The 19,532-nt window shown below is 43.8% G+C and carries 19 protein-coding genes, 2 rRNA genes and 1 pseudogene (1 of these 22 running past the window's edge); 8 read left to right on the top strand and 14 right to left on the bottom strand.

Features of this window, described 5'->3' with window-relative positions; translation table 11 throughout:
* The 3 genes from SY83_RS17295 to SY83_RS17285 form a co-directional block, all read left to right on the top strand.
* Positions 1–1,601, top strand: a 23S ribosomal RNA gene (locus SY83_RS17295); it begins 1,329 nt to the left of the window's first position.
* A gap of 74 nt (positions 1,602–1,675) precedes the next feature.
* Positions 1,676–1,792: ribosomal RNA gene (rrf, locus tag SY83_RS17290) — 5S ribosomal RNA — on the top strand.
* A gap of 242 nt (positions 1,793–2,034) precedes the next feature.
* Positions 2,035–2,544, top strand: coding sequence for an SRPBCC domain-containing protein (locus SY83_RS17285; RefSeq protein WP_068608769.1), 510 nt, complete (start codon positions 2,035–2,037; stop codon positions 2,542–2,544).
* An 88-nt stretch (positions 2,545–2,632) separates the two neighbouring features.
* Here the strand turns inward: SY83_RS17285 and modB are convergent, their stop codons facing one another.
* Together modB and modA are read right to left on the bottom strand one after the other, a co-directional pair.
* On the bottom strand, positions 2,633–3,298 hold the full coding sequence (gene modB, locus SY83_RS17280) for a molybdate ABC transporter permease subunit (RefSeq protein WP_068608767.1): 666 nt from the start codon (positions 3,296–3,298) through the stop codon (positions 2,633–2,635).
* Positions 3,299–3,324: 26 nt separating this feature from the next.
* A complete protein-coding gene (gene modA / locus SY83_RS17275; protein WP_068608765.1) occupies positions 3,325–4,104 on the bottom strand; it encodes a molybdate ABC transporter substrate-binding protein in 780 nt (259 codons plus the stop codon).
* Positions 4,105–4,267: 163 nt separating this feature from the next.
* On the opposite strand from modA, the gene SY83_RS17270 reads away from it, so the two are divergent.
* From SY83_RS17270 to SY83_RS17260, 3 genes are all read left to right on the top strand, one after another.
* Positions 4,268–4,600, top strand: a complete 333-nt coding sequence (locus tag SY83_RS17270) for a winged helix-turn-helix transcriptional regulator (RefSeq protein ID WP_068608763.1) — start codon at positions 4,268–4,270, stop codon at positions 4,598–4,600.
* 214 nt (positions 4,601–4,814) lie between these two features.
* Positions 4,815–5,543 (top strand): NAD(P)-dependent oxidoreductase, encoded by a 729-nt coding sequence (locus SY83_RS17265; protein ID WP_068608761.1) that lies wholly within the window; start codon positions 4,815–4,817, stop codon positions 5,541–5,543.
* Positions 5,544–5,626: 83 nt separating this feature from the next.
* Positions 5,627–6,016: a DUF2269 family protein gene (locus tag SY83_RS17260; RefSeq protein WP_407944634.1), complete on the top strand. Its 390-nt coding sequence runs from the start codon at positions 5,627–5,629 to the stop codon at positions 6,014–6,016.
* 156 nt (positions 6,017–6,172) lie between these two features.
* On the opposite strand, the gene SY83_RS17255 is transcribed toward SY83_RS17260, so the two are convergent.
* The 10 genes and pseudogenes from SY83_RS17255 to SY83_RS17220 form a co-directional block, all read right to left on the bottom strand.
* The gene (locus SY83_RS17255; protein WP_068608758.1) at positions 6,173–6,556 is read right to left on the bottom strand and encodes a DUF948 domain-containing protein; all 384 of its coding nucleotides are present in this window, start codon (positions 6,554–6,556) and stop codon (positions 6,173–6,175) included.
* A gap of 887 nt (positions 6,557–7,443) precedes the next feature.
* Positions 7,444–8,007, bottom strand: coding sequence for a GNAT family N-acetyltransferase (locus tag SY83_RS17250; protein ID WP_068608756.1), 564 nt, complete (start codon positions 8,005–8,007; stop codon positions 7,444–7,446).
* A 256-nt stretch (positions 8,008–8,263) separates the two neighbouring features.
* On the bottom strand, positions 8,264–8,659 hold the full coding sequence (locus tag SY83_RS17245) for a VOC family protein (RefSeq protein WP_068608754.1): 396 nt from the start codon (positions 8,657–8,659) through the stop codon (positions 8,264–8,266).
* 72 nt (positions 8,660–8,731) lie between these two features.
* Positions 8,732–9,175 (bottom strand): sigma factor-like helix-turn-helix DNA-binding protein, encoded by a 444-nt coding sequence (locus SY83_RS22850; protein ID WP_197479886.1) that lies wholly within the window; start codon positions 9,173–9,175, stop codon positions 8,732–8,734.
* Between the two features lie 14 nt (positions 9,176–9,189).
* Positions 9,190–9,447: an RNA polymerase sigma factor gene (locus SY83_RS22845; RefSeq protein WP_197479885.1), complete on the bottom strand. Its 258-nt coding sequence runs from the start codon at positions 9,445–9,447 to the stop codon at positions 9,190–9,192.
* Between the two features lie 481 nt (positions 9,448–9,928).
* A pseudogene (locus SY83_RS22840) lies at positions 9,929–10,241 on the bottom strand (ATP-dependent Clp protease proteolytic subunit); the annotation flags it as partial.
* Positions 10,242–10,271: 30 nt separating this feature from the next.
* Positions 10,272–10,802, bottom strand: coding sequence for a hypothetical protein (locus SY83_RS17235; RefSeq protein ID WP_068608752.1), 531 nt, complete (start codon positions 10,800–10,802; stop codon positions 10,272–10,274).
* Positions 10,795–11,217, bottom strand: a complete 423-nt coding sequence (locus tag SY83_RS17230) for a MerR family transcriptional regulator (protein ID WP_068608750.1) — start codon at positions 11,215–11,217, stop codon at positions 10,795–10,797. Before SY83_RS17230 ends, SY83_RS17235 begins: the two co-directional genes overlap by 8 nt.
* Before the next feature lie 617 nt (positions 11,218–11,834).
* The gene (locus tag SY83_RS17225; RefSeq protein ID WP_068608748.1) at positions 11,835–12,614 is read right to left on the bottom strand and encodes an aldo/keto reductase; all 780 of its coding nucleotides are present in this window, start codon (positions 12,612–12,614) and stop codon (positions 11,835–11,837) included.
* Between the two features lie 127 nt (positions 12,615–12,741).
* Positions 12,742–13,401 carry a TetR/AcrR family transcriptional regulator gene (locus SY83_RS17220; protein ID WP_068608746.1) on the bottom strand — a complete coding sequence of 220 codons (660 nt, stop codon included), beginning with the start codon at positions 13,399–13,401 and terminating at the stop codon, positions 12,742–12,744.
* Between the two features lie 278 nt (positions 13,402–13,679).
* Here SY83_RS17220 and SY83_RS17215 point away from each other — a divergent pair, with 278 nt between their 5' ends.
* Positions 13,680–14,528 (top strand): SDR family NAD(P)-dependent oxidoreductase, encoded by an 849-nt coding sequence (locus tag SY83_RS17215; protein WP_068608744.1) that lies wholly within the window; start codon positions 13,680–13,682, stop codon positions 14,526–14,528.
* A 372-nt stretch (positions 14,529–14,900) separates the two neighbouring features.
* On the opposite strand, the gene SY83_RS17210 is transcribed toward SY83_RS17215, so the two are convergent.
* Positions 14,901–16,082: an NAD(P)/FAD-dependent oxidoreductase gene (locus SY83_RS17210; protein ID WP_068608742.1), complete on the bottom strand. Its 1,182-nt coding sequence runs from the start codon at positions 16,080–16,082 to the stop codon at positions 14,901–14,903.
* A gap of 350 nt (positions 16,083–16,432) precedes the next feature.
* On the opposite strand from SY83_RS17210, the gene SY83_RS17205 reads away from it, so the two are divergent.
* The gene (locus SY83_RS17205; RefSeq protein ID WP_068608740.1) at positions 16,433–18,031 is read left to right on the top strand and encodes a sulfatase family protein; all 1,599 of its coding nucleotides are present in this window, start codon (positions 16,433–16,435) and stop codon (positions 18,029–18,031) included.
* Between the two features lie 105 nt (positions 18,032–18,136).
* Here the strand turns inward: SY83_RS17205 and SY83_RS17200 are convergent, their stop codons facing one another.
* On the bottom strand, positions 18,137–19,342 hold the full coding sequence (locus SY83_RS17200) for a D-alanyl-D-alanine carboxypeptidase family protein (protein ID WP_068608738.1): 1,206 nt from the start codon (positions 19,340–19,342) through the stop codon (positions 18,137–18,139).
* Between the last annotated feature and the right edge of the window lie 190 nt (positions 19,343–19,532).

Here is a 19,532-nt window from a genome sequence, read left to right as displayed (position 1 = left end):
GAATCTTGTCCGCCGAAAGCCTAAGGATTCCTGAGGAAGGCTCGTCCGCTCAGGGTTAGTCGGGACCTAAGGCGAGGCCGAAAGGCGTAGTCGAAGGACAACAGGTTGATATTCCTGTACCACCGTAAGCCGTTATGAGCAATGGGGTGACGCAGAAGGGGAACGTTGCGGACTGATGGAAGTGTCCGTCCAAGCAGTGAGGCTGATGTGTAGGTAAATCCGCACATCGTTAAGGCTGGGCTGTGATGGGGAGCGAAATATAAGTAGCGAAGAACATGTACTCTGGCTGCCGAGAAAAGCCTCTAGCCAGGTGATGGTGCCCGTACCGCAAACCGACACAGGTAGGCGAGAAGAGTATTCTAAGGCGCGCGGAAGAACTCTCGTTAAGGAACTCGGCAAAATGACCCCGTAACTTCGGGAGAAGGGGTGCCTCGGTAGGGTGAATAGCCCGAGGGGGCCGCAGTGAAAAGGCCCAAGCGACTGTTTAGCAAAAACACAGGTCTGTGCGAAGCCGTAAGGCGAAGTATACGGGCTGACGCCTGCCCGGTGCTGGAAGGTTAAGGGGAGCGGTTAGGAGCAATCCGAAGCTGTGAACCGAAGCCCCAGTAAACGGCGGCCGTAACTATAACGGTCCTAAGGTAGCGAAATTCCTTGTCAGGTAAATTCTGACCCGCACGAATGGCGTAACGACTTGGGCGCTGTCTCAACGAGAGATCCGGTGAAATTTTAATACCTGTGAAGATGCAGGTTACCCGCGACAAGACGGAAAGACCCCATGGAGCTTTACTGCAGCTTGATATTGGACTTTGGTACGATCTGTACAGGATAGGTGGGAGCCTGAGAAGGGGGAGCGCAAGCTTCGCCGGAGGCGCCGTTGGGATACCACCCTGATCGTATCGGAGTTCTAACCTGCGCCCGTGAAACCGGGTGAGGGACAGTGTCAGGTGGGCAGTTTGACTGGGGCGGTCGCCTCCTAAAGAGTAACGGAGGCGCCCCAAGGTTCCCTCAGAATGGTTGGAAATCATTCGAAGAGTGCAAAGGCATAAGGGAGCTTGACTGCGAGACATACAGGTCGAGCAGGGACGAAAGTCGGGCTTAGTGATCCGGTGGTACCGCATGGAAGGGCCATCGCTCAACGGATAAAAGCTACCCTGGGGATAACAGGCTTATCTCCCCCAAGAGTCCACATCGACGGGGAGGTTTGGCACCTCGATGTCGGCTCATCGCATCCTGGGGCTGAAGTAGGTCCCAAGGGTTGGGCTGTTCGCCCATTAAAGCGGTACGCGAGCTGGGTTCAGAACGTCGTGAGACAGTTCGGTCCCTATCTGTCGTGGGCGCAGGAAATTTGAGAGGAGCTGTCCTTAGTACGAGAGGACCGGGATGGACGTACCGCTGGTGTACCAGTTGTCTCGCCAGAGGCATCGCTGGGTAGCTATGTACGGACGGGATAAGCGCTGAAAGCATCTAAGCGCGAAGCCCCCCTCAAGATGAGATTTCCCAATCAGTAAGACCCCTTGAAGACGACGAGGTTGATAGGTTCGGGGTGGAAGTGCAGCAATGCATGGAGCTGACGAATACTAATCGGTCGAGGGCTTATCCAATGACCTGAATTAACAGGTTAACGCGTAGTTTACATTCATTCATATTCAGTTTTGAAGGATCAAACCTTCAACAGTTTGGTAACAATGGCGAAGGGGAACCACGCGTACCCATCTCGAACACGACCGTTAAGCCCTTCAGCGCCGATGGTACTTGGACCGCAGGGTCCTGGAAGAGTAGGACGTTGCCAAGCAACAGGAAGAGCCTGATTTGTCTTTAAGACAGATCAGGTTCTTTTGTGTTTTCAGGTTCGGATACACTTAACGATTATCCTAAAATTCATGAACATAAAGATATAGTAAATATGTCTTTACAGGAATATTCCTTATATGGTATATTGTTTTCAGCAAGAGAAGCAGTCCTGTCAAATTACCTTTTAGTAGAAGTGTTCAACAAACCTGAAAGAAGTACTTATATCTGAGGAGGAATTGTAATATGACGAATCAAATTATTTCTAAGGTAGAAGACAAAACCCTTACGCTAGAGCGTATATTCAAGGCACCTCGTGAACTGGTTTTTAAGGCTTTCACGCAGGAAGAGCATCTGAAGCAATGGTGGGGACCAAGAGGCTGGTCTTTGCCGGTTTGTAACTTGGACTTCCGTGTGGGCGGCGTATGGCATTATTGCATGAAATGTGAGGACAGAAGTATGGGTGAATATTACGGAATGGAATCATGGGGCAAGGGAGTATATAGCGAAATCCAGGCGCCGGAGAAGATTGTATATACTGATTATTTCTCTGATGCGGAAGGCACTGTTTCTGAGTCCATGCCAGCTACAATTTGCACATTGACGTTCATCGAAATCGAAGGCGAAACTAAAGTCATTAGTACGTCTGAATATGCCACAACGGAGGGCTTAAAACAGGTAATGGACATGGGAATGCTGCAAGGCATCACCGAGACATGGGATCGTCTAGGGGAACACCTGGAAGCTATCCAATAGTGAATATAATTAAAATCCCAATCTCTCATGATAAGTGAGAAGTTGGGATTTTTTTGCTATCATCGGATTCCTGCTAGATTGTTGCAGCTTAGGATTCTTTCGTAATCCGGTTGGAGAGTAACAACATGACGAACGATAATAAGATCATAATTCCTGCCCAGGTCCAGGCCATAGACATATTTCCGCCTTCTGCGGCAACATAGATGGCTGTAGGGATGGTTTGCGTCTTACCTGGAATGTTTCCGGCAACCATGAGTGTTGCTCCGAATTCACCTAATCCCCGGCAAAAACCAAGAATGTATGCTGATGTGAGAGAGCGTTTGGCCAATGGAACGGAAATGAATCGAAACACTTGCCATTCGTTGGCTCCAATGGACCTGGCAGAATCTTCGAGGTCGTCATCGACACTTTCAAAACCGGCTTTCATCGTTCGATAAGCAAGTGGAAAGGCGACAATCACGGCGGCAACCGCTGCAGCTCCCCACGTGAACAGAAGCGGCCCATTGAAGATGGCTTCATAGGCTTTGCCAATCCAACTCCGTCGTCCAAGCAGGACAAGCAATACCAATCCGACAACCGTTGGAGGCAATACAAGCGGCAATAGCAGAATGGTTTCAACAATACTTTTGCCAATGAACCGTGCTCGCGCCATCTTATAGGCTACAGTTATTGAACAAATAAAGACGATCAAACTGGCTGTGATTGAGATTTGTATAGAGAGTGAAATGGGTTCAAAAACTGCTTTCCAGTCCAATAGAGATCAATCCTGACTTAAAGTGATTAACGTAGTTTGAATCCGTACTTTTTAAAAACAGCATCAGCTTCATTGGATTGTAGATAGTTATAGAAAGTGGTTGCCTCGGTCATGTGTTTGGATTCCTTCAATACGCCAGCAGGGTAAGAGATAGGCGCGTGAACGCTGGAAAGGATATGGATAGCCATCTTCACTTTCTTCGAAGCCAGAGCATCCGTTTTATAGACAAATCCCGCATCTGCATTTCCTGTTTCAACATAAGTTAGCACCTGACGCACATCTTTAGCATATATGAGTTTATCCTTAAGTGGATCCCAGACCTTACGCACAGTTAATGCTTCTTTCGCATATTGACCGGCAGGTACAGATTCCGGTTGACCTATTGCTACTTTTTCGATGTCTTTATTGGTCAATTGTTTAACGGTTGTTAATGTGTGTTTAGAATCAGAAGGGATAATCATTACAAGTTCGTTGTTCAAGATGTTTGTGCTTTGCTTAACTAAGTTACCTTTCACGAGTGCATCCATTTGTTTGCGGCCCGCTGAGAAAAAAAGATCGACCGGTGCGCCTTGTTCAATTTGTTTCTGCAAAGTGCCGGAGGACCCGTAGTTAAATGTTAAATTAATATCCTTATGTTTCTTCTCATAAAGTTTCTCGATCTGATCGAGACTGCCTTTAAGGCTCGCTGCAGCAGACACAATTAACTCAGTTTTTGGATGTGTTGATTGAGCCAGTTGTGTCGACACATACAATGAAACAACCGTAAGTACAGCCGCAAGAGTAAGGACCCCATTTCTTTTCAACATAAATGCCCCCGGTTACGTAAAAAGTCTAACATGTCAACTATAGTATCATTTGTGGAATATATTTAGTAGTATTTTGATATATTTGATAATATTCTGTTATACATTCTCGTGGATGAACCTCTTTAGTTATGCACTAATTTAAAAGTAAGGAGATGATTGATCGATGATTCATCAGCGTGAATGTCCAGTTGAGACACTCATTCATGTATTAGGTGGCAAATGGAAGCCAATGATTTTATGGCATATACTTGATTCCACAAAGAGATTCAACGATCTGGAAAAGCTCATACCTGATGTTTCACAAAAAATGCTTTCGCAACATCTCCGGGATTTGGAACGAGAAGGCGTAGTTGATAGAACGGTATATCCCTCAGTACCTCCAAAAGTAGAATATTCTCTTAGTGACTACGGCAGAACTTTGATTCCTGTAGCAGAAGTCATGTGTGCTTGGGGAGAAAATCATAATAAGCGGAAACATGAAGAGTCAGCTTCATAATTAAGCCGATTCGCATCAACTAGTACACTAAACTAAATTACCTCATTACAAGAGCTGCCACGGGATCCCGGGCAGCTTTTATTCGCCTACATTTTCCTGTCATGCTTACTTTTAAGTAAGTACCCTACTTAAAAGTGGGTTCTTAACATACTACTGAAGCGATGTTAAGCTTGAGTTGAACAAATGAGGATCCAGCAAAGAGGAGGAAAGAACATTGAAAATTGTTGTTTTTGGCGCGACAGGGAATACAGGGAAAAGAGTGTTGATACAAGGGATAAAGTTGGGACATGAAATGACTGCATTTGTGCGTAATTCTGAGAAGCTTTATGAACAATTAAGTGAGCATTCCCCAAAGCATATGAAGGTGATCGTGGACGATCTGATGAATCAGGAAAGCATCTGTGAGGCGCTTGCGCATCAAGACGCCGCTATTATTGCAGCCGGCCATGCGGGCCAGGGAGAAGAGTTTGTTCGTATCGTAGATCATATTATAAGTCAATGTGAAAGCCAACCCAGTTTCTCTGGGCGAGTATGGATTATGGGAGGAGCCGGCCTGCTAGATATTCCATATACTGATCTCATCGGCAACAATTTACCCGGCTTCCCGCCTGAGTATAGAAACCACAACCTGAATTTCGAAAGGATAAAACAGACTGGGCTCGATTGGTCTATGATGTGTCCGGGAACCATGATTGATTCGAGAGAGCACACAGATCAAGATTATTTACATGTTACAACGGATACCTTGCCCATTCAGATCTCGGAAACGATCAAGGAATATTCCGAGGCAGAGATAGCCGGTCACTTGTTCAGCCGATTTCAAGAGCTGAATGTTACTTATGACGATGTCGTCAAATGTATGTTGGACCATCTTGAACTCGGAGGAACATTTAGAAGTAAAAGGGTCGGTCTAGCTTATCAAAGTAAAGTTACAGTGAGCTGAGGAGAAGGGGGTTAGCGAGTTTGTTTGAAATACTGCTCGTATTGCATCTATTGTCCTCGATCGCCATAATTGGCCCGGCTTTCGTGATACCCATTATTCGAAGATCCGCTAGAACACTCGGCCAGTTGCACTTTGCCTTTGATATAACGACTAAACTTGCCATAATACCTAAAATAGGCGGAGCCATGCTTATTTTAACCGGGGTTTGGCTGATGATTATAACGAAGACAGGGATGTCCCAAATGTGGCTGAATGTATCCATTCTTTTATCGCTGCTCTTGGTAGTCTTAATTGACGGTTGGATAGAGCCGCGTATGACAAAGATTATAAAGATCATATCTGAGAGTGAAGACCGGGGTAATGAGATACCCGCCGAATTCGAACTGCTGACAAAAAAGATCTTACCCATCGAGACGGCAACACAACTGCTAATGATTGTCATATTGATGCTTATGGTCGTTAAGCCATTCTAGAGGAAGCGAATCGGATGGTTGTGTAGTTTAGTTACTCTAAAGCGGGGAGATACAAGGTTGCTACAATGTAAAAGTAAGGCGACTGTGAAGAAGTCATGTTCACAAAAACCGTATTTTGTACATATGTAGGGCAAAAAAGGTAAACCGATAAAGAAGCTATCGGTTTACCTTAAAGTTAATTTTGCTACCCGTTGTGGTGCTTTGCAGTTGTGGTGTGGCCGGTTGACCTGGTGTAATGAATTCAGCGGCTTGTCTAACTGTATTCGTCACACTATGCAAAGCTTCACCGACATCATGCGCAGTTTCAATTAAGGGATCAACAGCTTTAATTTTGTCCTTAACATCAATTGTGATTTCATTGGCCGTATGTATTAATTGTTTGCTTTCAGAAGTAATTCCGTTAACGGCTTTACGAACATCTGACAACGCTGAATTGGTTTCATCTAATACATTCATAGCTTTTTTCAATGTCAGAATCAAATATACTACAAGTGCCGTAAATGCAAGGGCGATTAAAGTGACGCTAATCTCAACAGACATAAAGTAAACCTCCAAATGTTTTTTTACAAAGATATGCTTGGACAACATTTGCTAGAACTAGTCCAGGAATACGTTTCTCGAGTTTAGTTTACATAATATATATTATCGGACGTTATAAAATTATTGATATTGCTCCGTTGTTTTGTCGTGTTTAATGTCGGATGACAACAATATGGTCCCATAAATGACAACAATATAGTCCCTTTTCAACATAAATTAAAATCCCCTGTTATTATAAGGGAATCCTTTTCTTGCATTTTGATTATTGTTTTTTAACTTTTAGTTAACATTAAAAAATTTTAGGATCTCAGTATATCTTTTCCGCTATCAATTAGAATTTGATTGATTTTACTATAATCATATTCACTTTTAATTTCGTCTAGTAGACGGGAATTAATATTGCCTATGATTACTTTCTGTTTAACTTTAGCTAGGTCCAACAATTCATACAAGGAATATAATAAATCAATCGCACCTAATGGCGGGTATAAGTCAAATATAGTATTATGGCTATTCCTTCCACATTTCGGGCATACAGCTTTATGACCCTCATGATTACAATCAATTTGCAAATTGGACAAACATAATCAAGAAGACCTTCTTCAAAAAGACTAACTTCCATTGTCTCATCACCATTCTATATTTAAAATGACTTTCGATGATTTCACCTAACGTTGTTGTGTTCACAACTTCCAACTCCCTTAAGCCCGAAGGGCGGCCGCGACGCGGTTAGGGAGTTGGATGTGTCCAGCTGAATATACTTACCTGCTTATGCCAATTACTTCTTCGAGTACTCATCTAACTCCTGCTGGACCGAGGGCCGAATGGCCCGATGCGTGAAAACTGTGTTATAGGATGTCAACGCCTTCTCGAGCTACTAACACCATTTATTTAACTAGAGCGTATATATGAGTATCTCTTATCTGACTCTTATCTGTTGATAAATCATTACCTCTTAATGTTCCTTCTAATTGAAAGCCTAATCGTTCTGGAATCGCCTTACTCTTATAATTTAAAGTATCACAACGAATTTCTACTCTTCTAGCCTTCAACTCTGTAAAAGCAAAATTGGTTATTCCTTGAACTGCTTCAGTCATATACCCATTTCCTCTCATACGTGTATCAATCCAGTATCCGATTTCAAATTTACGTATCTCCCAATCTGGCTTATTTAATCCTGATAAACCAATAAATTGTTTAGTTTCTTTATCAAATATCAGCAGCCGAAGATCTTCTCTCTTAATAAACTTTACATGTGATTCCCGTAAATTTGCTTCGATTGACTGTTCAGAATGTTCGTTCTGCGCAAAAAAATGAAACCACTCCTTGAGCTCATTGATTGATGAGATTATACTTTCGTACACTACCTTGCCATCACCAGGTAGAGGTGTTCTAATCAACAACCTTTCGGTTGTAAATTGGTCTGGAAAATCTATTAGTATTGGATTCATTCTATAATCCCCCTATATTGAATAAGATACTTTTATTCGATCTTGCGTTGATTTCCTATAACGTCTTTTTTGCGAACTTCGTAAATTCTCATGACTTAAGCTATTCGCGAAATCATTTAACTATCCTGCCCGTTAGTGTAACGAGGCTGCCGTTCTTCTCCGCGGCAGCCTCGTAAAGTATATATTGCTGCTATACGCAGCCGAGAAGGGTATCCATAAGGAGTCCCGCCTTCCTGGGCGATAGAAACAAGCTTTATTAATTTTCCTTTGGCCAACCGCCCCAGAGGTTTCCAAAATGCCCGTCCGGATCGCGGAAGGTAAAGCTGTAACCGCCTTGTGGCTTATACACCATCTCTCCTACTTCCATCCCTTTACTCTTTAGTTCTTCGTACGCTTCGTGGATGTTCTCCACCTGTAAAGAGATAATTGGTTGCAACTGACCCTGGCTATTGGCAAAATCCAACTTTGGTACCTCCTGGCAGTGGATTAGTCCGAGGCCAACTCCTCCGACATTGAGCCAGGCCTCCTTATCGCCTGGAGTGTATTTAAATGTGAACGGAATGCCAAGTACCTCCTTGTACCATTTCACGGATGCTTCCAGATCGCGGACCGGCAATTGGACTACCGCATAATTTTTCACTTTAACAGACATACTGTATCCCTCCTTCAATTCGTTTTTCACTAGTAATAAACGTATAAAAAATTAGAAAAGGAACGGGTAGTGCTAAATATTTTGAAAAAAACCGATTAAATGACCGTTCGGATCTCTCAAGGTGAATGAATATCTACCTTTGCATATAGATAAATTCTCGATCGTTACGCCTTGGACGGCCAGATTTAAGTAGGCCTGACAAATCATGTTGGCGTCACCTTTTCGAAAACCAGCTATGAAGGTCTCGAACAACGCAGAGGTCATTTCCCCACCAGTCGGCCTACCGTGTTTACGAAAATCTACAATGTCCGAGCCATCCCCTCCGGCGACTGTGTGCAAGCGCCGGCGAGCCCGTTTCAGCCCTTCCTTCACTGCGCCTTCGGTCATCGTTAGTAGCTTCCCTGACTCCGCTGTGCTGAATTTGAATGCATCAATTAGAATGACAAGTACCATTTGTCTGGGATTCAACGATTCGGCTAATTGCTCCAGCAATTCACGCGCCAACCACTCGTTCATGATAATTGGGACATTCAAATAATTGTCCTCGTCGAATGTCGAATCACCGCGCCGCTTCCGTTCTGCCGGTAATGATCGATCCACGCGTTCTTTGCAATCCGAAACAGATATGACCGGCTAATCGGCCGCTCAGGCGAGTGCATAATTGCATACAGCACCTTCGCTATTACATCTTGAACCAAATCCTCTGTGTCCCAATCGGTGCCGGCAAGTGAACGGCAGTAAAGCCTCAATGGTGGTAGATAAGGCTCTATTTTTGATATTACATTCACGCCTACCAGCTCCTGTCGATAAATCTTGATTTATATAAACAATGTGTGCATCACCCTTTTTGTATGGTTGGATCATAACTAGGCTAGATCAATTTTATTACAATGGAGTCTTCGCCGCTATCCTTGTCTTAGCTGAACTTTTAACAGGCTGCCGACGTTCTCGGCAACCTGTTGTCATTGCGCACTCCTGCCCGTTAGCTTAATGCTTGATTTATCATCTTTAGTACGGTTCATATCCATAGTAAATAGTACATTTTGACCACAAGGTTTAAATAGTGCTCACAGTGCTATTCGGAAAAGGAATCATGTTGTTGTCACAAATCGGAAAAGGGATCAAATTGTTGTCAATTTTATTTGACAACAATTTGATCCCTTAAAACAAAAAAACCGCATTATATGCGGTTGGATATGGGACCATATTGTTGTCATTCGACAGCTGTTTACCATCTAACCGAAAATTATTCTTTAGTAAAGTACGGGCATCAATAATGCCGTAGTCTAAAGCTTCTTGGGCAGACATGAAGTAATCACGGTCTGTATCTCTTTCTATTTTTTCAATCGGTTGTCCCGTTTGTGTTGCTAAAAGTTCATTTAATTTCCGAACGTAGATTCAGGATTCTTTTGGCGCTAATTTCAATATCTGATGCTTGCCCTTGTGCGCCGCCTAGTGGCTGATGCACCATAACTTCACTATTTGATAAGCAGTAGCTTTTTCCTTTAGCACCGCTTGATAAGAGAAAAGCTCCCATTGAAGCTGCCATCCCGATGCACAATGTGCTGACATCTGGTTTAACATACTTAATAGCGTCGTAAATGCCCACCTCCTACTGAATTATCCCTTCAATCCGATATTTCTTTTCCCATTTTGAAATTTGGCTAGAGTCAATCCTAATTATCTTCGTTTGGGAATAATCCATGAACTCATTTTCGGCTGAATTTTCGTTATGCTGCTGTAGTTCCTTTATTTTATTAACGACAACATCGTCAATAACGACTTTATCCATTTTTTCTTCGGGAACTACATCCAAAGGAATAAAATGCTCGATTCGAGTGAACCTTCCATTTTCATCGTTGTAACAAAGAGCGACCGAAATGGTTTTCTCACCAGAAGGTATGGGCTCTCTAGTGAAGATTTCAATAACAACATCGTTTTCCATTTCGGGGTTAACGATTAATATTTCTCCCGTCTGTTCTTCATAGTATCCATTAAGGTTACGAAGTCGATAAATTCCTGTTGGAAGTAAGAGCTGTAAACGAGCATGTTTAACAACTCTAGCAGATGCTAATTGAATCCACATGTGATTCATGCCCTCTTCATTTTCAATCGCTGATTTGGCTAACAGGACTTTAATCATTTACTCCCTCCCCTTTCAGTAAATGCGCAACGGTCTCAATCATTTTCGCCCTTAACTCTTGTGGTATTCGCGGGCTCATGGAAATGATTACGTCTTCGTTTACTACATGTGTCTCGTTCTGGAGTAGTTGATTGATTTGGTAAATACGCAGATTCTCACCGATCTTGATAATGTCCTCCATCGATAAACACTTTAACTTTTCTTGCGCGGAAGCCAAAGTTTCACCGCTCTTTGATAAGGCGAGGATGGCGCGAAAATGGTGCAGGTGAATATCCGTATACATTCTTTTGTTTCCAACCAATTCAAGAGGGGGAATAATCCCAATTTGTGTGTAGTACCTGACGGTTCTTAAGTTTATTTGTGAATCATCATTTTGCAATACATCAGCTATTTGCTTAGCAGTGTAGACATTCACTATATTCACCTCTCCATCTTTATAATTACACTTAACTGTTACATGTACTGTTAAGTGTAACAAATGATGTTTGTCAATATTCGGTATCCTGTCTGGAATGATGACAACTAAAAAGCGACAACCATGGATTGGAAAACAACGTCCTAGGCTACCGCTAAATGACCGGCCATTAGTTTATTAGTTCATATGCATTTCGAATTCGCTATTCAGCCAATGCTGATTTTGCACTGAGATGTATTGTTCCATCCGAATAAGCATATCAACCGATTCTGGCTTGGTAAGCTTCATATAGCGCTGTCTGACTCGATCAATGTCATTATATCTTTGAAAGCAACAATATTTACGAAAACAGCGTATTAAATTTATCTCGTAAGTTGCTCATAGTTGATACGGTTCATATCCAAGCACATACATTTTGACCACAAGGTTTAATAAATAGTGCTCACCAGTGCTTTTCGGAAAAGGGACTTAATTGTTGTCATTTTTTTTGACAACAATTAGAATACTTAAAACAAAAAAACCGCAGTATATGCGGTTAGTTATGAGACCATATTGTTGTCACTCGACATCCCACCATAAATAAAGACAGCCAATCTGAAGTTCGACTGTCTGCTTCATCATTGCCAGCCTTGCAAAACGGCTAATTGTTCCTCTGTTAGAGGCCCTTGCTGCTCGGCTCTTCGATTGGTATCGATCCACTCTGTACGACGCATGGACACAATAACTTGATCCACATGAGGCTGGCTCGTGAGCCATCGAAGCAGCAGCTCAGATGTCTTAGCTGGTTCAGAACCGTTCTGCTCCAGCTTCCAGCCCCGCTGGAATGGAGATAAGGCGAAAGTTCCAATGCCTCTACGCTTAGCTTCTTCGAATAGAGAAAGTGATTCTTGATGAAAGTAATTGCATGGCGCAAATACAGTTGTCACATGAGAATCAGGTGACAACTCCTTCAGATGCTCCTCACGACACATACCAATACCAATGCCCTTAATCTGACCACGGCGAAGCCATGATTCAGCTAGAGCTAGTTCTCTCTTAAGTCCTTCTCGATCGCCATGTGCATGTACAACAAGCAGATCCACATAGTCCGTCTTCAGCTCTTCCAGCATAACAGCTAGGTGATGCTCCTCCAGCCTGACGAAGGCAGGAGTCTCACTCTGACCAGTTGAATCCGTGAAGAAGTTCCATACCGCCACTCGAGCTTCCTCACGGCGGCCAAGCTTCTGCAGACAGCGGCCAAGGGCGATCCTCTCCGGTGCATAGGTCGTGTCGAACCAGTCCACACCTGAATCCAAGCAAGCTTGAACAATGTTGAGCTGCTCCTGCTCGCTTGGAACAGGTTCATTCGCTAGGGACGAATAGAAGGAATGACCTCCAAGCCCGAGCTTACTCTTCATAACCATTTCTCCCCCTCTATACCCATTATAGCGCTTGCTCCAGTAATGCTGTAAAACTAAAAAAAGCCTACAAATCAAACTTTCTCTAATGGGGACTTTGTTGTCACTGAACACAATCCTCTTTCCTCTAGGCGGTGTGATCTGGGAATAACGAACTGACTATCGTGGACAGAGTCTTCCTGTATACGTCATGAGCCAATTGTACATCTCCCAAGTGTCCACCCATATAGAGATGAATAACGCCGTGGAGCGACGCCCAGATTACTCGTACAATAGATTCCGTGTCGTACTGTCCGGGAATCCGTCCTTGCTCTTGTGCATTGCCAATCAAGGTCAATAATTGCCGCATGGCTGTTACAGTGCCCTGCAAACTTTCTTCGTCCGGTTTGAAATCTGCGAAGGCTCCTCCGAACATCAGCTTATAATAGCTGGAGTAATGCTGCCCAAATTGCCAAAAGGTTTCCCCTAAATTCAGCAAATGCTGCACCGGATCAGCAACTTGCGGCGTCCCCTCAAATTCGTTAGCGAGAAGCTTACAACCTTCCAGATACAACTGCTGAGCCAAACCTTCTTTATTAACAAATAAGCTATAAATGATTTTTGTCGAGCAATCCATTTTCTGCGCAACTTTACGCACCGTAACGGCTTCCGGTCCCTCTTCTTGCAAGAGCGTGGCTGCAGCATCAACAACGAGCTTGCGGAGATTTTCGATATTTTGTAAGCGAGCCTCTTGATAGGTTTTCAACACTCGTGTATTCGTATTAACGGAGTTATCCTGGTTGCTCATAATCATCACCTACGTTTATCATGTTTTCGTAAAGAAACAATGTTTCTGGTTTGCTTACAAAGAATTTTATACAGTGATTAGATAGTTGTCAATGAGACATGGATGTTCCAAAACGTATTGACTTTCTAAAATATGTGGTTACAATGAAACTGATAAGAAACAGTGTTACCAAATGACGGATAACTCTTAATTTCCAGTCAATTGAGAACTAATTTGGAATGTAGGGTAACGATTATTCTATACTATCATAACGAAGTATCTAAAAGGAGAGTGACACAATGTCATTTCGAGGAAAATGGGCACTCGTTACGGGAGCTTCTTCCGGTATTGGAGAGCAATTCGCGAGACAACTGGCCAAACAAGGCAGCCATTTGGTGCTCGTGGCCCGATCGGAGGGCAAGCTTGAGAACCTGGCATCAGTGCTCACAAAGATGTATGGCATCAAAGCTAAGGTTATTTGTATGGATCTCTCAAAAGAAGGCGCGCCCAGCGAGTTATATCAGCAATGTCAATGTTTTAAAGTGGATATCGAACTGTTGGTCAATAATGCAGGCTTTGCTACACATGGCTTTTTTGAACAAGTGTCAGGTGAGCGTCAACATGAAGAGGTTATGCTCAATGTCGCCGCTGTTGTAGATATGACGCACTTGTTCTTACCGGATATGTTGCGTAAAAACTCAGGTGCAGTTATCAATGTTGCTTCAACCGCCGGATTTCAACCGCTTCCCTATATGGCTGTATATGGGGCTACAAAAGCTTTCGTCCTGTCGTTTACTCAAGCGTTATGGTGGGAAAACCGCTCCAGAGGTATCCAATTTTTCGCACTTTGTCCAGGTTCGACGGACACCAGCTTCTTTAATGTTGTAGGAACGGAAGAAGCCTCTGTTGGAAAGAAAGATGCGCCGGAAAGAGTTGTAGAGGTTGCACTTCGTGCGTTGAAGGAAGGGAGAACTTACGTCGTTCCGGGTGTGCAGAATTATATCAGGGCACAGTTATCGAGATTCATTACACGCAAACAAGCTCTTCGACTTGTTGGAGGCATGCTTCGTCCACGCGTAGATTCCGGCAATAATAAGTATAAGAATACAGGTAATCAATCTGATCTTGCAGGGAGGACAATTCGATGAAAGCTATTCAACTGACCACATTTGTTGTATTCCGTGAAGTAGCCAATTCCTGATCCATATAATGGATTCCCAAAGAAGACAATCTAGTTCTATAAAGCAAAAAAACCGTATTGAATGCGGTTGGTAAAAAAAACCGCATTATATGCGATTAGTTATGAGACTAGATTGTTTTCATCCGACACGTGCTTTTTGTCGGATGACAATAAAAGACCGCCAAATCGGTAGCCTACCTTTTAGTGAAATCTATATATCTATCAATAAATTAGTAACATTTTTCAAATTCGGAATAGATCGCAAAAAATAAACCGCCCTATTAGTAGGCGGTTTCAGCAGGCATGGTCATACATTCCTCGCCCTTCACCTTGTTTCCTATCAGAGCGTACTAGCGCTATCCCACGCCAGCTTCTTGGCTTTCCAGGCAAGCTTTCCCGTTATAATGACATCAAGTCCCCATTTGCGTGCCCAAACTAAACCGCGATCTTGCCCCAGGCCGATGCAAAATACATCCATCATCGATTTGTGAACCGGCGCGGGACGGCCCTCCAGATCAGCCAACACAATTTTCCCCAGACGAAGCGCCTGCATCCCACCTTCTTTGCACGTCATTTGATCCACTTTACCGGTACGCGGATCGACGATCCTCGTACAGTCGCCAATGCTATACACGCCCGGCGCCCCTTGAACGCGATAACATTCATCCACCTTAACTTGACCTTCAGGAGTAAGCGGCAACCCCATACCGCGAAGGGCCGGGTTTGGCATCAATCCAATCGTCCAAATACATAAGCTGGCGTCCAATCGTTTCCCATTATTCAACGTCACCACGCCTGATTTCTCCCTTATCGCCTTGCAATTGTGAAGTACTGTCACGCCACATTGGCCAAGTGTCTGATCCAACTTCCGTCCAATCTTCTCCGGCCCTTCCGGAAACAGCCGCTTTTGCGCATTCAACAAATAAACCGATACGGCGGAAGGGCTCAGCCCCAGCGCCAACGCTTCTTCCCTCATGGCAAACACCAGTTCGGCGGAAGCCTCCATGCCGCTGATCCCCGCTCCTGCAACAGCGATGGTCATCAGTCGCTTACGTTCTTCGGGATTTGTCTCGCTGGCAGCCTTCCGCAAATTGCCACGCCACTGCTCACGGATGTCTGCCGCGGCTTGCGGGTCGGTCAAAGAGATACCGCCTTGATTGGGGTCCGGTCGACGAACGATGCTGCCGACCGCTACGACTAGAAGGTCATAACGAATTTGAGTATCCTTTCCTTGAGCATCCGTATATCGAATTCGTTTCTCCCCGCTTTCCACAGACGTAACCGTTCCTTGCACAAATTCGACTCCTTCTGAACCATAATGCGACCAGGGAACCACAATCTCTTCCCCACTCGCCGCCGGCCGAAACAACATCACTTTGCGCACATGGCCGGGCTGCTTGTCGATTAGAACAATCCGAATCCGCCGTTCCTTCGCCATGTTCCGGGTCGTTTCCTGTATTTTTTTGAGCGCTCCAAGCCCTGTGTGGCCGCCTCCGATGATGATGCAGGTCAAATCGTTCATATTTCATCAGCTCCTATCCGTTTTACACATATAACGATGTAAGGCTCTGATTTGTGACATTGGAAATAAACGAATTTCAAACCTTTTATTGACACTGATTCAATACTGTAATAATATGTAACTGAATTTAAATCATAGTAATTACATAGGATTAGGTGGTGATTTGCAGAAGTATAACATCTTTAAATCCTGATAACTTGCTTTATCCAACTTTTAAGTAGCGATGAGCTGACCAGATCACTGGAGGTTAAGGGAAATTTCCTTGGCCTCTTTTTTCTTGACCACTGATGGTTGAGAAGAATGAGGTAATGGATTTTTATTTTTGATAATACGAAAGCGAGGTTGTGTTGATGAACATATTAAATTTTAATTTCTATTCCCGAAGATGGATCATAACGCTGATATTGGTGCTTGCCCTGCTCTCCGGCCTCATCTACTCCGGTGATAACCTTACGACGAAGAAGGCATTGGCTGCACCGACCCAACCTAACATCGTCTTTATTCTAACCGATGATCTCAACGAGGATGTTTTTGCTAAAGATGCCGGCCTTCAATCGCTCCTGACCCAGAAGGGAACCAAGTTCGACAAACATTTCGTTGAGCTTTCCCTCTGCTGCCCATCTCGGACTTCAACCCTGAGAGGACAGTACGCTCACAACACGGGAATTTATACGAATGACGCTGCCAGCGGCGGAGGCTTCCAGACGGTGTATAGCAAAGGTTTGGAGAACTCCACAATCGGTACCTGGCTCCAGGATGCAGGATACAGAACGGCATTTTTCGGCAAGTACCTGAATGGCTACCCCAACGGTGCACCTTCTAATACCTATATCCCCCCAGGCTGGACTCGTTGGTTTAGCCCGATCGGCGGGACCCCGTATGCTCAATACAATTACAGTGTTAACGATAACGGTAACATTGTCACCTATGGCAATACGGATGCCGATTATGGCACCGACGTAATCTCGAAAAAACTTACGACCTTCATAAAGAACTCGACCACCAATTATCCGAACAAACCTTTTTTCACCTGGGTCGCTCCTTATTTACCTCATGGACCCGCAACACCTCCATCACGTCATGCCGGTAAATACGCAGGCGAAAAGGCTCCGCGTACACCGTCATTTAACGAGGCTGATGTAAGTGATAAACCGGAATGGGTCAAGAACAAGCCGCTCCTGACTGCCAACCAGATCCAGAATATTGACGATTTCTATGTTAAGCGCAGGGAATCTCTTCTAGCAGTAACAGACCTTGTTCGTAATGTAATCGACACTCTGACGGCTCAAGGTATTATTGATAATACTTACATTGTCTTTACTTCTGACAACGGCTTTCACCAAGGACAGCACCGCCTGGATTCAGGTAAAAATACAGCCTTTGAAGAGGACCTTAACGTTCCCCTCATTATACGCGGCCCAGGCGTACCTGCAGGTCAGGTAGTCAATAACTTTACAGCACACATAGATCTTGCAACAACCTTTGCCGCCCTGGCCGGAATTACTCCGCCAAACTTTGTGGATGGCAGATCTCTGGTACCGTTCCTAAAGGGTAATACACCTTCAGTGTGGCGACTTGCGCTGTTAAATGAACATGCCGGTCCGAGTACGCTGAATAGTAATACTTCAAACGGTTTATTGGAGCCACAGGATCCTAACGACGTCCAAGCAATTGCTAAAGGCGGTGCACCTGTGTACCTCGGACTGAGGGTCAAACCGGTCATCACTACCGCTGTCAAAACATATGGTCCATTGAACTATGTCTCTTATGATACGGGAGAACATGAGCTATATGACCTGAAGGCAGATCCTTATCAGCTCAATAATTCCTATAATGCTTTAACTACCGCCGACCCGGTTCTCAAGCGCAAGCTAGACACCTGGATTAACAATTTAAAAAATGCTTCAGGTCAGGCACTTCGTGATGCCGAGGAGACGATTCCACAATAAACCCCGGTATGACCTCATTTGCACAAAAAAGCGGCTGGAACAGGATTTTCCCTGACCAGACGCTTTTATTTTTTTATGGTTTAGCCTAATGCGTTTTATTTGGACTTAGTAATCATGGGAGTTCCAGTAAGTTGTTGTATATCGGATTTCTTTTTTTCGTTTCTTCCTCATAAGATATCCCATAGTCAATAAAAACAAGTTCATCAAGAACCATGCGCATGTTAAAAGTAGACTCCAAACCGTATCATTTGAAGTTTTATTCATCTTGACATCTGTTTCGGAAACTAAAGTTTGCTCTTGCTGTTCAGACATCATTAGCAATGAACCCGCATGGAGGGTGCCTAATGAAGTCTTCACACTTACATTACCTAGATGATCCACCAATACATTTGGGGTTTCATTATTGGGAATTACGGTTATTATTTCAGCATTCGCTATAAATTCAATTTGTTTGCCTTCAAAGTTTAGTACATGTTTCTGTTGATCCTCAAATAGTTTCACGGAAGAATACTGTTCAAAGCCGTAATCCAGTAAATCGGTCATCTCCTTATACAGAGATTTGCTGTTTTTGGAATTTAATATAACGCCGATCAGCTCCATATCGTTTCTTAAAGCAGAAGCCACTAACGTATGACCCGACTTGCTTGTATAACCATTCTTGAGCCCTGTTGCTCCTTGATAACTAGACAACAACTTATTATGGTTCACCAACTGGGATTTCCAAGTCAATCCATTCCAGGTTTTTTTCTTCGTTGCCACAATCTCACGAAATTTCTGGTTATTCATCGCGTATTGAGCGATCTTAGCCATGTCGGCAGCAGTAATAAAGTGTTGTTGATCAGGTAAACCATGAGGATTCATAAATTGACTGTTTGTCACTTGAATTTGTTCTCTGACAAATACATTCATCGTTTCGGAGAAAGCCTCATTGCTACCGGAAATATGTTCAGCAATGGCTGTTCCGGCGTCGTTCCCTGAATTAACCATTAACGCATAAATTAAATTCTCCATCGTTTGTTGTTCACCTTCTTCAAGATAAACCCTAGTGCCTTCTTCGCCCCTCGCACGCTTAGATACAGTCACCATATCATTCAGCGGACTTGTTTCCAAAGCGATAATGGCTGTGACGATCTTCGTGATACTGGCGGGAGCCATTTGCTTATTTTCATTCTTTGCGAATAGAACAGCTCCAGATTTCCGATCTATTAGAATTGCTGATTCAGCAGATATCTCAAGGGGAGATCCTTCTTGCGCCTTTACGGCTTCCATAGGATAGATTCCGTAAACTAAAGTTGAAATCATAATCAGCATAATTTGTATACGCTTCTTAATTATGTCCGTCACCTCGATCAGAATTTTATGCCGGCTTCCCTACGCATTATACCAGAGAGAACTTCCAAAAATACTTTCATACTGCGTATCTCCTCACGTTCTATACAATTCATTATATTATACTCGCGCCATTGTTACGATACTCAGGCTATAAACGGATCCGATCCTC

Origin of the sequence: Paenibacillus swuensis (assembly GCF_001644605.1) — a bacterium.
In the GTDB taxonomy this organism is placed as follows: domain Bacteria; phylum Bacillota; class Bacilli; order Paenibacillales; family DY6; genus Paenibacillus_N; species Paenibacillus_N swuensis.
Note: the sequence above shows the minus strand (reverse complement) of the source record. Positions and strands in the feature narration are given on the sequence as shown.

What these genes read in the sequence shown, in the direction of transcription:
- SY83_RS17285 (WP_068608769.1), top strand. Translation starts at nt 2,035, where the DNA reads ATGACGAATCAAATTATTTCTAAGGTAGAAGACAAAACCCTTACGCTA.
- modA (WP_068608765.1), bottom strand. Translation starts at nt 4,104, where the DNA reads ATGTTGAAAAGAAATGGGGTCCTTACTCTTGCGGCTGTACTTACGGTT.
- SY83_RS17270 (WP_068608763.1), top strand. Translation starts at nt 4,268, where the DNA reads ATGATTCATCAGCGTGAATGTCCAGTTGAGACACTCATTCATGTATTA.
- SY83_RS17255 (WP_068608758.1), bottom strand. Translation starts at nt 6,556, where the DNA reads ATGTCTGTTGAGATTAGCGTCACTTTAATCGCCCTTGCATTTACGGCA.
- SY83_RS17250 (WP_068608756.1), bottom strand. Translation starts at nt 8,007, where the DNA reads ATGAATCCAATACTAATAGATTTTCCAGACCAATTTACAACCGAAAGG.
- SY83_RS17245 (WP_068608754.1), bottom strand. Translation starts at nt 8,659, where the DNA reads ATGTCTGTTAAAGTGAAAAATTATGCGGTAGTCCAATTGCCGGTCCGC.
- SY83_RS22850 (WP_197479886.1), bottom strand. Translation starts at nt 9,175, where the DNA reads ATGAACGAGTGGTTGGCGCGTGAATTGCTGGAGCAATTAGCCGAATCG.
- SY83_RS17235 (WP_068608752.1), bottom strand. Translation starts at nt 10,802, where the DNA reads ATGATTAAAGTCCTGTTAGCCAAATCAGCGATTGAAAATGAAGAGGGC.
- SY83_RS17225 (WP_068608748.1), bottom strand. Translation starts at nt 12,614, where the DNA reads ATGAAGAGTAAGCTCGGGCTTGGAGGTCATTCCTTCTATTCGTCCCTA.
- SY83_RS17220 (WP_068608746.1), bottom strand. Translation starts at nt 13,401, where the DNA reads ATGAGCAACCAGGATAACTCCGTTAATACGAATACACGAGTGTTGAAA.
- SY83_RS17215 (WP_068608744.1), top strand. Translation starts at nt 13,680, where the DNA reads ATGTCATTTCGAGGAAAATGGGCACTCGTTACGGGAGCTTCTTCCGGT.
- SY83_RS17210 (WP_068608742.1), bottom strand. Translation starts at nt 16,082, where the DNA reads ATGAACGATTTGACCTGCATCATCATCGGAGGCGGCCACACAGGGCTT.
- SY83_RS17205 (WP_068608740.1), top strand. Translation starts at nt 16,433, where the DNA reads ATGAACATATTAAATTTTAATTTCTATTCCCGAAGATGGATCATAACG.
- SY83_RS17200 (WP_068608738.1), bottom strand. Translation starts at nt 19,342, where the DNA reads ATGCTGATTATGATTTCAACTTTAGTTTACGGAATCTATCCTATGGAA.